The following is a 12,135-nucleotide window of genomic DNA, read 5'->3' on the forward strand; positions in this document are numbered from 1 at the left end:
GACCTTCACAACTCCATGCCGTCGTCCGGATCGAGCGCGATCTGACGCGCCACGCCCCGAGCAAGGCGAGCCATCCGGCTGCTGCTCAATGCGAGATCATCCGTCTCGTCAGGCGCTTCGATCTCGAATTCGTTGACGGGCGGCAGCTCCGCCGCAGCCGGGAGAAGTCGATCGAGCTCGGGCTGACGTCGCAATTCGGACTCGGTCGATTCCTCCTGAACTTTCGCCACGGCAGTTGCGGCTGCCGTACCAGATGGCGGGAGCGGCAACGGAAGCGCCGTCCAATCGTCAGGCTCCGGCTCGGCTCGAGCTGTGACAGCCGGTGGCGGCAGAATGCGCTCCCGCAACCGCGGGTCTTCGAAATAGCGCGCCTTCTTCGCCCGGATAGGCGGCGTGCCGGCCAGCATGACGATCTCGTCCCCGGCCGGCAATTGCATGATCTCGCCGGGTGTCAGCAACGGTCGCGCCGTCTCCGAGCGCGACACCATGAGATGACCGAGCCAGGGCGAGAGCCGGTGACCGGCATAGTTCTTCATCGCCTTTAGCTCGGTTGCCGTGCCCAAGGCATCGGAAACACGCTTGGCGGTCCGCTCGTCGTTGGTCGCAAAGCTGACGCGCGCATGACAGTTGTCCAGAATTGAATTGTTCGGCCCGTAGGCCTTCTCGATCTGGTTGAGGGACTGCGCGATCAAGAAGCTTTTCAATCCATAGCCGGCCATGAAAGCGAGCGCGGATTCAAAGAAATCGAGCCGTCCCAGCGCCGGGAACTCGTCCAGCATCAGAAGCAATCGATGGCGATCCGTCCTGGCCTGCAGATCCTCGGTCAGACGGCGGCCGATCTGGTTGAGGATGAGACGGATCAGCGGCTTGGTGCGGCTGATGTCGGAAGGCGGAACGACGAGATAGAGCGTCGCCGGACGAGGATTGGCGACAAGGTCGGCGATGCGCCAGCCGCATGCGCGCGTCACCTGTGCCACCACCGGATCGCGATAGAGCCCAAGGAAGGACATCGCGGTCGAGAGCACGCCGGAGCGTTCGTTGTCGGACTTGTTCAACAACTCACGGGCAGCGCTGGCGATGACCGGGTGCGGACCGCCCTCCCCCAGATGCGGCGTCGTCATCATCGCGACCAAGGTCGATTCGATCGGCCGCTTCGGATCGGACAAAAAGGCGGCGACGCCGGCAAGCGTCTTATCCGGTCCGGCATAGAGCACATGCAGGATCGCGCCGACCAGGAGCGCGTGGCTCGTCTTTTCCCAATGGTTGCGCCGTTCAAGCGAGCCTTCCGGATCGACAAGGATGTCGGCGATGTTTTGCACATCGCGGACTTCCCATTCACCCCTGCGAACCTCGAGCAAAGGATTGTATGCGTCCGATATTGCATTGGTCGGATCAAACAGCAGCACCCGGCCGTGGCGGGCGCGGAAGCCGGCGGTCAGACCCCAATTCTCGCCCTTGATGTCATGGACGATCGCCGAGCCAGGCCAGGTCAGCAGCGAAGGCACAACAAGCCCGACACCCTTTCCCGAACGCGTCGGCGCAAAGCAAAGCACATGCTCAGGCCCGTCGTGACGCAGATAATGAGTTCCATAGCGCCCCAGCACCACCCCGTCGGGGGCGAGCAGGCCTGCCGCCTGCACCTCGCTTCTTTCGGCCCAGCGCGCGGAGCCGTAAGTCGCGACCTCCCTCGCCTCGCGGGCGCGCCACAGCGACATGCTGATCGCTACGGCGATCGCGATGAAGCCGCCCGAGGCGGCAATGAGGCCGCCGCGCGCGAAGATGGCCGGCGCATAGGCGTCGTAGAAATACCACCACCAGAAAATAGCAGGCGGATAGTAGACTGGAATCCCGCCGATGACGAACCAAGGCGCTCCCAGCCGCTCCTGATAGCCCAGCTGCCAGGCGGACCATTGCGTGGCGGCCCAGATCGTGAGGAGCACGATCAGGAAGACCACGACAATCTGTCCCCAAAGGACTTTCGTTCCCGGCATTCGCTTCTCCTTGTGGCGAGAGGTCAGCAAGGTGACGCGAGATGCAACAGCCGTCTGACGCCGATCGCATCGCATCGTGCCGTCGGCTAGGAAGACAGGGAATCGGGAAGCCCAAGAGCCCGGGGCGCGAGCGAGGGCGCTGTCCTCTTGGGCTACGCATTTGAGTAGCAGACATCATACGCGATTGGGGTCGCTATACGCATCTGCGTATGCGACGGACTTATACGCCATCGCGTATATTGCAAAACCATACGCGATCACGTATATACGCTCCAGGAGACTACCATGACCGACCAGATCGCTCGCAACGAAAAGCAACTCGGCGCCATTCTGCGTCGCGCCCGCAGGCAAGCCGATCTCACGCAAGAGATGCTTGGCAGCCGGATCCACCTGCGTCAGGCCACCGTGTCTCGCCTTGAAGCCGGCGAGCCGGCAGTGCAGCTCAGTACCTTGATGGCTGCACTCTCCGCCCTCGACCTTGAACTTGTCGTTCGCCCGCGCAGCAAAAGCAGCGCGACCGAGATCGCGGACCTGTTCTGATGGCGCGGCGGCCGGCTCACACGCCCCTAAATGTCTTCGTGAACGGTCGCCTGGTGGGCGTGCTGCGCAGGCAATCCACCGGCGCCGTGGACTTTCGATATGCCCGCGAATGGCTGGACTGGCACGGCACCTTCCCTGTCTCGCTTTCGCTTCCCTTGCGGGAGGACCGCTATATCGGCGCGCCGGTTATCAATGTCTTCGACAACCTGCTTCCCGACAATGACGCCATCCGCAAGCGGATTGCCGAACGTGTCGGGGCGGATGGCACCGACGCCTACAGCATGCTTGCCGCCCTCGGCCATGACTGCGTCGGCGCATTGCAATTCCTGCCTGATGGCGTCGATCCCGGCAGCCCTGGTAGCAGCGAAGGCAAGCCGGTCAGCAAAAAGGAGATTGCCGGGATAATCGCAAACCTCGCTGACGCCCCGCTTGGCCTCGGCGAGGATGAGGATTTCCGCATCTCGATCGCCGGCGCCCAGGAAAAGACGGCGCTGCTACGCAAGGACGGACGCTGGTACAAGCCGGTCGGCACGGCGGCGACCACCCACATCCTGAAACCGCAGATCGGCAGGTTGCCGAATGGCATCGATCTCTCCAACAGCGTTGAGAACGAATATCTGTGCCTTAAGCTGATCGACGCGTTCGGCGTTCCCGCCGCCAAAACTGAGATCGCCGACTTCGGGGAGCGCCGTACGCTGATCGTCGAGCGGTTCGACCGGTTGTGGGCCGCGGATGGCCGTCTCATGCGCCTTCCACAGGAGGATATGTGTCAAGCACTGTCGGTCCCGCCGACACGCAAATACCAGTCAGAGGGCGGTCCCGGCATGCCGTCGATTATCGAGCTGCTTAAGGGCAGTGACAGGCCCGAAGACGACATCTCGCTGTTTTTGCGTGCCTGCATAATATTCTGGCTCATTGGCGCGACCGACGGCCACGCCAAGAACTTCAGCATTTTTCTCGGGCCCGGCGGGCGGTTTCGGATGACGCCGCTCTACGACGTGCTGACCGCGCAGCCCAGCCTTGATGCTGGACAGATCCCCCGCAAAAAATTCAAGCTGGCGATGTCTGCAGGCAAGAGCCGGCATTATTCCATACATGAAATTGTACCCCGCCATTTCATGCAGACCGCCGAGGTTTCCGGCGTGGGGAGGTCCCTGATGCGCAAGATTTTCGAAGACATCTCCGCAAATGCCGAGCGGTGGACCGAGGCCGTGATTTCGTCGTTGCCACGTCACTTTCCCGCGCAACTCGTCGAGTCGGTCGGATCGGCGATAATCAGGCGTGCGACAATCCTCGCCGAGATACACTGATCAAACTAGTGGGCGGCCGCACAAGAATTCAGGGCCACCCAACCGCACATTCGATATCGACATCCCCTGCGGCGCAGCTAAGGCTGCCTCTTCTCGGTACACGGGATCGTGTCTTCCGAAATCTCTTGGCGCAGCTTCGCCCCCTTTTCGCCAGGCTGTCCCGCGCGGTGACGAAGGCCTCTTAGGGTTCGCCGGTCCCCCGCGCGGCTCGGGCGTGCAGGCGCATAAGTGGACGGGCAGGCCGGCGCGACCGACCAGCGCGGCCCGAGGTGCCGCCGAACGCCAAGTCTCCATGCCGCGATTGTGTCGCCGTCCAAGTCGTCAGCACCACGGCTCAGGAAAACCGTGAGATCTGCTCCCAAAGGATTTTCGCGGCCGACATGGCAGGACCATTCGTTCAGCTGCTAGAGACCTAGCCCGCGCTTGCGGGCAAAGCTCCAATCGACACCGCCGTCCCCGCGAGTGCTGCCGCTGATATGCTGGCCAAGGTGCCTTTCGAGCGAAGGCGTCCAGGGCACGAGCTGGAACCCGAGGCCATCATCGATCATCGCGAATCGGCCGGACGCAAGCGCAAAGCGCTGGCTGTAGGTGCCGGACACGGATTCACCGCTTGCCGCACGGTTGAAGGAGCGGCCGGATTGGGCCGCGATCCTGTCGCCCAGCGCCTCGAGCTCCCTTCGGCGCAGCGTGTCGATCAAGTTGCCGGCAAAGACGGTCCCGCCCGGCTGCCGCTCCGCCAGCCCCAGCCCGACCAGGTGCTCGACGCGCCGATCGAGCGCCTGGCGCACCTCGGCGCCGAAGCCGCCATCGGAAAGAGCCGCCGCAGGACGGGCAAGCGCCTGCCGGTCGAGCCAGGTCGCCCCCTCCGCAACCACCTGTCTGTCGATGTCGAGATCGGAGCGCACGGCAAGCGCCAGCCGCCGCCGACCCTGAGCGTCCTCGAATTTGCGCAGTTCGACGATTGCGCCCGGCGCACCATCGCCCGCCGCCTCGAGATCGGCGAGCCGGACGTGATGACAGCGGCCATCGACGCCATCCATGATTGCATAGGCACTGCCGCTCAGCTCGTCATCCAGGCCGCGCTCGATCAGACGGCCGCTAATCGTCTCGCCGATGCTCTCTGCGGCCAGCACATAGCTGGCGCTCGCGCGTTCGATGTCGCGGGCCGAGAATGCGCGATGCATGCGTTTGATGATATCGGCGCGCTCACCCATCTGGCGCAGCGTCGCCTCGGCTCTCTCGCTGACGATCCATTGGCCAGGACCGAGCTGTTCAGCGAGGCCGAGCGTCTCCAGCCTGCGCAGCCGCCCGATCTTCGGCGCAATGAATTCGTCAGGCTGGCGATCGGCACGTGGCGCGAGATCGATGACACCGTCCTCGCCTGCGTCGCGGAGCAACTGGCGGTCCAGCCCGGTCCACCGCTCGGCCTCGACCTGGCGCTCGACATGCCGGCGGATCTCAAGCTCCGACCGGGGGCCAAGCTCCTGCGTGACGAGCTCGCTGGCGCGATCGCGCATGCCACGGCTGATATAGTCGCGCGAGATGACCAGGTCCTGGCCGTCGTCGGCCCGGCCGCGCAGGATGACGTGGACATGGGGATTGTCGGTGTTCCAATGGTCCACCGCGATCCAGTCGAGCGGCGTGCCGAGATCCTCCTGCATCCGACCCATGAGATCACGGGTGAAGGATTTCAGGTCGGCGATGTCGGCGGCATCCTCGGGCGAGACGATGAAGCGGAAATGATGCCGGTCGTCCTTGCAGCGATCGACGAAATCCGTGGTCGACGCATCGTCGACCTCCGGTCCGAACATTCGGGCTTTCGCGTCGTCGCGTGTGACTCCTTCGCGGCGCAGATAATTGAGGTGGGTCGCCAGCGGCGCGCCACGTTTCGAATGGCGAACCACGCGGGTCTTGATCGTGGCGAGGCGGGAACGGCCGGTGAGCAAGCGATTGGCTTGAACGCTCGCTGCCCTGCCGCGTCCGAACTGCGAGCGCTTGCCTGTCCCGATCCGGCCTGAGCGCGACACGCTGCCGCCAGCCTTTTGCGCTGCCGCAAGCGCCTGGGCGATGAAGGGCCGCGACGATTGGGCTCGCGTCGAGCGAATGCGGCCCGGACGGATGCGGAACTCGTGCTCATCAGACACGGCGCCCGCCCTCACCTTGCCATAAGTACAGCAAATACAGTGATTTGCATGTTCCAAGCACATTGCGCCGAGGCGCCGCAATGTGCGAGAAGCGGCAAAAAACCCAGCAAATACAACGAACCGACCGCAGCACAATGTGCGCCCTTTTATCTTGCCATCCCTCGGTTGTTGCCTTGTGCCCTATGCGCCTCAAAGCCTGCGACGTCCAAAGAGGCGCCGGCGCACGAGCTGACGGACACTTCGTCATCGCTGCGATGTCCGCAGGTCGGACCCAGTGAACAGTTGCCGCGGCAGCGAACCGGCCGCGAAAAGTTCGCGCGCCAACGGTGACGACGAGACCTCGACGGCAGCGTGTTCTCCGGACCAGAGACCGGAATCGGCCAAGGACCCGGACCGCACTATGAACAGCGGCGCGAGGTTCCAAGTGATGGCCTTGGCATGACCGGCGGTGAGCGCGCCGGGCGCATCACCGCCGCGCCACAAAGGGCGAAGCTTCGCAACATAAGCCCAGGTTTCTGCCGGCAGCGGGCGGCCCCTCAAAGAGGCTTCGTAGCGACCCGGCCCCGCATTGTAGGCGGCCAGGAAGCCCGGTGAACCGTATCGATCATAGAGCTGGCGAAGATAGGCGGCGCCGGCAAGGATGTTGTCGTGCGGATCGTAGGGATCGCGGCCGAGTTGGTGACGAAGACGCAGCTCAGCCCAGGTTTCGGGCATGATCTGCATCAGCCCCACTGCCCCTTTTCGCGAGACGGCGCGCGGGTCGCGGGCGCTCTCGATGTGCATGACTGCCCGTATCCAGAGCTGAGGAATACGGAAGCGATGCGACGCCTCGGTGATATCCGCGGCATATGGATCGTCCGCGGGCATGCGTGGCCCCGGGGCGCTCTGTGCAACGGCGTCCGTCATCGCGTGACAAAAAATCAGCATGCCAGCGACAAGCCAACGTGCTTGCCTCCGACCAGGCAACCAACTGACGGGGCGGCTTTCGTGCGCATATTTCGGCGCCGATGGCGCACTCATCGAGCACGCTCCGGCCGCGATTTCGGCCGGATCCAGCGCAGCAACCAGGAACCGTCGTCGGAGCGGAAGAGACCGGCGCGAAAGCGTCGGCCAAACAGCGGATCTTCCAGTCGACAAGACAGATAGTCGCCAGCCGTCTGCCCGGTTTCCTTCCAGGCCGCGCCGACCTCGGGGCCGCTGCCATCGCCGATGTGAATGCGAAAATCCGGCGCATTGCCGTTGGACGTCCTGATCGGGACAAGCACCAGCGCGACGTCCACGAGCAGTGTTCGAAGGCGTCCGGAGTAACCGGATTCCGTTTCATGGAAGATGCCGATCTCGGCCATGTGACTGTCTCCTTCCTCTTGTTGGCTGTGCTGAATTTCAGCTCGCGGGAGCAAGCCAGGTGAAGTGGCCATCGCCCCTCTCGTCGGTCCAAAGCGGCATCGCGCGTCCAACGATCGAGCCCATCGGGAACGGGCCGAAGTAGCGGCCGTCGAGACTGTCCTGGACATTCCGGTTCATGACGAAGATTTCGGCGGCGACAATGGTGCGGCAGCCCTGCCAGTCGGGCAGCGCGCGCCCCTTGCCGTCGCGTTCCAGCGCGACGCCAACGGCAAGCCCGTTCACCGTGATGACGCCAGCAACGCGACAAACTTCCTGTCCAGGAAGCGCTTCGATGTGCTTCAGCATTGGCACGCCGAGCGGAAGGTAACCGCGTTCGGCGGCGAACCGAGCAACGGTCTCCGGCGGTTCGATGATGGCGAGGGCGCCGGCCGTTGGAACGGCCATTCTCCGGATCGCATAGAGCCCGAGGGGTGCGCTGGCCGATGCGTTCCATACCAGCAGCGGCGGCATTTCCACAGCAGCTGGAGCGACGATTGCGGCAACGGCCGCAAGCGTCACCGCCATGCAAGCGGCGCGGCTCATGATGTCGCTCGCTTGCGCAGCAGAAAGGCCCGGTGCTGCTCGAGCGAATAGGCGCGCGGCGTTCCGCCGGCAACCAGTCGGTTGTGGGTCTGACGCCAATAGTCAGGGGCGGCATCGACCGGATCGAGGCCGATCGCCTCGATCGCATCGATCAGTTGAAGAACCCGCTCAACCTTGTCCCAGCCTGCGATCTTGAGCAGGATCTCGGCGCCTGGCCGGATGTAAGGCAGCGTCTGATAGGGTTCAGCGGGCAAGACGGCGCGCACGATGTCGATGCGCGAAACGAAGGTGCCAAAGTCGTTCGCCGCCCAGCGCACGAAGGCAAAAACACTACCCGGCGCAAATCCCACGACGCGACGTCGGTTGTCGATGATCGTCTGATCGGCAGGGCGTCCGAAGCGGATCCGGTGCTCGATCCGCTTCTCGATCCAAATCAGCTCGACCGTCGTGAGGCTGGCGCGCGGCGTCGATTGAGGAGACCGCGTCATGCGTCGCCTCCACAGCGTCGGCCGACAAATCGCGGCTTCTGCTCCCCACCGTCGGTCCGCGGCTTGCCCGCAAGAGTGTTAGATTGAGAGTTAGAGTCTAAGTTAGGAGCGCGATTTTTCGTTTCGGGTCCGTTCCTTAAGGCCGATCGCGGTTCCCGAAAGCACGAGGAAGCGGTTCCCGATGGCACGATAGCTCGGGTTCCCGATGGCACGATCCTATCAACAGGCGTCGGCGCCGGTTCGAAAGCCAACAACACACGGCCGCTGGCTTCGACCTCCGTGAACAGCAGATATCCCGGCAAAGGCTGGCGACGCACGATGTCACGCAGCTCGAAGGCGAAGCGCTTGAGCGGCGAGAGGCTGCCGGATTTCCGATGCAGATGGCTGATGTCGAAACGCCAGCCGGCGCGCTGGTGCCCGCCATGCTTGCGCACCAGCCGATAGAGCCAGCGCTCCAGGCCGCCGGTCAGCCCGAAATAGGCGCGGTCGATCGTCAGGATCAGCGCGTCGTCCATGACGGCGCGAAAGAACCAATCGGGCAGGATCAGTTCGACGCCAAGCGGGCGGCCGTTTCGACCTGAGCGCTCCTGCCATTCATTGATCCACGAGAAGCGATGGCGACGGCCTTCAGCGGGTTGGCGGATGGAGGTGACGACGCTTGTCGACTGCAGGCGGTCGAGCGCCGCCTTGAGGCGCAGGTAATCTCGCTTGGAGACGCCGCGGCCGATGAAAGTAAGCATCTCGTATGGCGTCGCAGCCATCAGGCGCGATGTGCGCAACCCGGCGTCCCGCGCGCTGACGATCTGGCTCGCGGCCCAGATCAGGATATCGGCATCCCAGATCGTCGCCATGCCGTGATCGGGCATCGCTTCGACACGGATCGCCACCTCGCCGGCGCGAAAGTCGATCGGCGCGATGCGCCTGGTTTTGGCGAGAGAGAAGAAGGGATAGGCCATGAGGTCCTGCGCATCGCGTGGCGCGACCACGCCGGGCAGCGCCTGGAACAGGTCGAGCTGTTCGCGCTCCAATGGTGGGCGTAGTCGTGCCGACAAGGGGGAAATCAGCGGGCTCAGCGCCGTTCGCGCCCGGCATAGGGGATCAGGCGGGCGGCCTGAGGCTTGGCGGGCACCACCGAGCCGTGCGGATCGGATGTCGATGTCATCGCGCCGCGCTGAACCCAGAGCTGGAGGTCATCGACGGCGTAGACGACGCGGCCGCCAAGTTTGCGATAGGCAGGCCCGGTGCCGTAGGTGCGATGTTTCTCAAGCGTGCGCGCCGAGAGACTGAGGAAATGCGCGGCTTCAGAAGTGCGCAGGTAGCGCGGCGGCAATGGCGCGGCGTCGGCGTTCATGAGGTTTCTCCTTCCGGCCGTTGCGGTTGAACGGCGATCGATGGCCAGGATGGAGGAGCAAGGGCACGATGATCAGGTGCGCAATTGAGGGGCGCTATTTTGCACCATTAAAAGGCTTTCGGGACTGGCGGCGGCGCCTGCAGCAATTCAACCATCTTCGCCCCTATCGTGCATCAAGCAGCGCATCGGGTAACAGGAATCCGGTCGGACAGACCGGCGGCGCGAAGAGCTTGCGCGACCGCCGGCCGAAAGCGCCTCGCCCGGGACCGGGCGAGGCGTCTGCCAGGTCACTCGCTATTGCGGCGGTTGGGGCGGGACCAGATGAGGCTGTGGCCCTCGCCTTCCTCGTCGGCGAAGAGGTTGGCGTAGATCGGAGCGGTGAAGCTCGGGTCGTCGAGCTTGAGCCCGAGATAGTCGCGGCCCTCGTTGGAGCGCTTGGACCAGGCGGCGCCGATCTCGGCCTTGCCGACCACGACGCGGTGGCTTGGAGCGTTCTCGCCGCTGGCCCGGATGTCTGGGACGATGCGCACGCCTTTGGCCTGGACGCTGAGGGTGATGATCTCGCCGGTGAACTCGTTCGCATTGGTCTTCTTGAAGCTGCCGATGGTAGCCATTTTCAGTCTCCGTTCTCGTTTCCGAGCCGCACCATGCGGCCTCGATGGCGATCGTGAGGCCGGAGGCGACCGCCGCTGCATCGCTTGCGACCGCAGCAAAGCGCAGGATGGCGCAGGCGCGCGTTTCTTGGTTTCGCGAGGAATGGGCTTCGCCCAGGGGAAGAAACGCGCGACGCGCCATTGCGGCATAGGCGGTCGAGGCTTCAGCCGTCCTTCGGCCAGATAGCCCGTTCGAGAGGTCGTTGGTGCGCTCTGTGAAATGGAAGACGGAGACGATGGGATCATCTGCGACTGAAAGAGATGATGTGGACCGTCTCGCCGGTGCTGATGTCACCAGGGCCTGACATGTGCTGCATCAGAACCTGATCCATCTGGCGATCGCGGATGGGATCGGCCTCGGCTTCGCGTCATGACTGGTAATGCCGTTGCTGGATGCTATCGAAGCTGGTCCAGACACGCGCTCCAAATACCGGCTTTTGCTATTGAGCGGCCGTATATTGCGGACGTCTCGTTGCGGCCGATAACGGAACGTCCTCTTCGGACAATTAGGCTAGGTCCCTGGCATCGACGGCAGTTGTAATCCTGTTTGCAGGTCGGGTCATTTGACTCGTTGGTGGCGGGGGGCGGTAAACCCGTGCAGGTTCTGCATGGGCCTTCAGTCCGGCGCCCTTTGCGACCATTGGCCTCCTCCCGGAACGCAAGGCAGTTCCTTCCGTTGGATGAATTGGCGTTGGCTGCTGCCGACGTCAATCGACCAGGCAACAGGAGGAATTTCACAATGATCCGCAAGATACTAGCTACGGCCGCGACGGCAGCTCTCATGTCGGCGGCGCTCTGCACGGCGGGTGCTCACGCCGCAAATACCAGCAACCCCGCTACCCAGACGGAGGTTGTTGCCCCGGTCACTGATGGCAAGCTCGTCTCCAAGATCATGGGAGCCGCGGTCTATGACAGCACCGCCGACGACGCGACGAAGATAGGCGATGTCAATGACATCGTCCTGGACAAGGACGGGAACGCCAAGCTCGTCGTCATTGGCGTCGGCGGATTCCTTGGCGTGGGGGAAAAGAACGTAGCCTATGATTTCAGCAAGCTTGAATGGGTCAACAAAAAGGGCGATCGCTGGTTAGTCGCAAAGACGACGAAGGATGAGCTCAAAGCTCAACCCAATTTTGATACGAAGGCTTATGATACCGCGGCAGCACCGACGGAGCAGACGACTAACGGCCAAGCGGCTAACGGCAAAACCGATACGACTTCGACAGCCTCGATCGACAAGTCGTCCCTGACCGAAATGCCGTCAGACAAAATCAGTGCGGCAAATCTGATCGGAACCAACGTCTATGGCGCAGATGATGCGAAGGTCGGCGAGATCGGCGACGTCATCCTGACTGGTGACAAGAAGGTCGACGCAATAATCGTTGATGTAGGCGGCTTTCTGGGCATTGGCGAAAAGAAGGTCGCGGTCGCTATGGAGAACCTCAAGTTCATGACCGACAAGAACGGCAACCGTTACCTCTACACGAACTTCACCAAGGACCAGTTGGAGGCGCAGACTGCCTACGACAAGGCCACTTACGCCCAAAACCGGGACAAGCAGCGCATCATCGTCAACAAGTAAAAAATCACCGCGCAGCGCTCGCCCGTGTGGCGGGCGCTTCCACTGGAAAACGCAGGAGCGGACTTGAAATTAGCCGACGAGGTCCGTCATAGCTCTGAAGATATCAGCGACCTGGTCCTGTCCGATGTCGTGTCTGCACTTCATCGA

The 12,135-nt window shown here is 63.1% G+C and carries 12 protein-coding genes; 3 read left to right on the forward strand and 9 right to left on the reverse strand.

Annotated features, from left to right (window positions below):
* Positions 1-5: 5 nt before the first annotated feature.
* Entirely contained in the window at positions 6-1,991 is a 1,986-nt protein-coding gene (locus LB535_RS27600) for a conjugal transfer protein TraG (RefSeq protein ID WP_224634426.1), read from the reverse strand.
* Between the two features lie 285 nt (positions 1,992-2,276).
* On the opposite strand from LB535_RS27600, the gene LB535_RS27605 reads away from it, so the two are divergent.
* Positions 2,277-2,531, forward strand: coding sequence for a helix-turn-helix domain-containing protein (locus LB535_RS27605; protein ID WP_224532300.1), 255 nt, complete (start codon positions 2,277-2,279; stop codon positions 2,529-2,531).
* Positions 2,531-3,841 (forward strand): type II toxin-antitoxin system HipA family toxin, encoded by a 1,311-nt coding sequence (locus LB535_RS27610; protein WP_224634427.1) that lies wholly within the window; start codon positions 2,531-2,533, stop codon positions 3,839-3,841. The genes LB535_RS27605 and LB535_RS27610 overlap by 1 nt, the downstream gene beginning before the upstream one ends.
* Positions 3,842-4,245: 404 nt before the next feature.
* Here the strand turns inward: LB535_RS27610 and LB535_RS27615 are convergent, their stop codons facing one another.
* From LB535_RS27615 to LB535_RS27650, 8 genes are all read right to left on the reverse strand, one after another.
* On the reverse strand, positions 4,246-5,985 hold the full coding sequence (locus LB535_RS27615) for a relaxase/mobilization nuclease domain-containing protein (RefSeq protein WP_224634428.1): 1,740 nt from the start codon (positions 5,983-5,985) through the stop codon (positions 4,246-4,248).
* 243 nt (positions 5,986-6,228) lie between these two features.
* A complete protein-coding gene (locus tag LB535_RS27620) occupies positions 6,229-6,852 on the reverse strand; it encodes a lytic transglycosylase domain-containing protein (protein WP_411969621.1) in 624 nt (207 codons plus the stop codon).
* A gap of 149 nt (positions 6,853-7,001) precedes the next feature.
* Positions 7,002-7,331 (reverse strand): DUF736 domain-containing protein, encoded by a 330-nt coding sequence (locus LB535_RS27625; protein WP_224634429.1) that lies wholly within the window; start codon positions 7,329-7,331, stop codon positions 7,002-7,004.
* Between the two features lie 37 nt (positions 7,332-7,368).
* Positions 7,369-7,914: a S26 family signal peptidase gene (locus LB535_RS27630; RefSeq protein ID WP_224634430.1), complete on the reverse strand. Its 546-nt coding sequence runs from the start codon at positions 7,912-7,914 to the stop codon at positions 7,369-7,371.
* Positions 7,911-8,402 carry a DUF2840 domain-containing protein gene (locus tag LB535_RS27635; protein ID WP_224634431.1) on the reverse strand — a complete coding sequence of 164 codons (492 nt, stop codon included), beginning with the start codon at positions 8,400-8,402 and terminating at the stop codon, positions 7,911-7,913. The genes LB535_RS27630 and LB535_RS27635 overlap by 4 nt, the downstream gene beginning before the upstream one ends.
* Positions 8,399-9,454, reverse strand: coding sequence for a replication initiator protein A (locus tag LB535_RS27640; RefSeq protein WP_224634432.1), 1,056 nt, complete (start codon positions 9,452-9,454; stop codon positions 8,399-8,401). The genes LB535_RS27635 and LB535_RS27640 overlap by 4 nt, the downstream gene beginning before the upstream one ends.
* Positions 9,455-9,471: 17 nt before the next feature.
* Positions 9,472-9,753: a helix-turn-helix transcriptional regulator gene (locus tag LB535_RS27645; RefSeq protein WP_224634433.1), complete on the reverse strand. Its 282-nt coding sequence runs from the start codon at positions 9,751-9,753 to the stop codon at positions 9,472-9,474.
* A 287-nt stretch (positions 9,754-10,040) separates the two neighbouring features.
* On the reverse strand, positions 10,041-10,367 hold the full coding sequence (locus LB535_RS27650) for a DUF736 domain-containing protein (RefSeq protein ID WP_224634434.1): 327 nt from the start codon (positions 10,365-10,367) through the stop codon (positions 10,041-10,043).
* 778 nt (positions 10,368-11,145) lie between these two features.
* Between LB535_RS27650 and LB535_RS27655 the strand changes: the two genes are divergently transcribed.
* Positions 11,146-11,988, forward strand: coding sequence for a PRC-barrel domain-containing protein (locus tag LB535_RS27655; protein WP_318012361.1), 843 nt, complete (start codon positions 11,146-11,148; stop codon positions 11,986-11,988).
* The last annotated feature ends 147 nt before the right edge of the window (positions 11,989-12,135 follow it).

It is taken from the genome of Mesorhizobium sp. CA10, assembly GCF_020165285.1.
Taxonomy (GTDB): Bacteria; Pseudomonadota; Alphaproteobacteria; order Rhizobiales; family Rhizobiaceae; genus Mesorhizobium.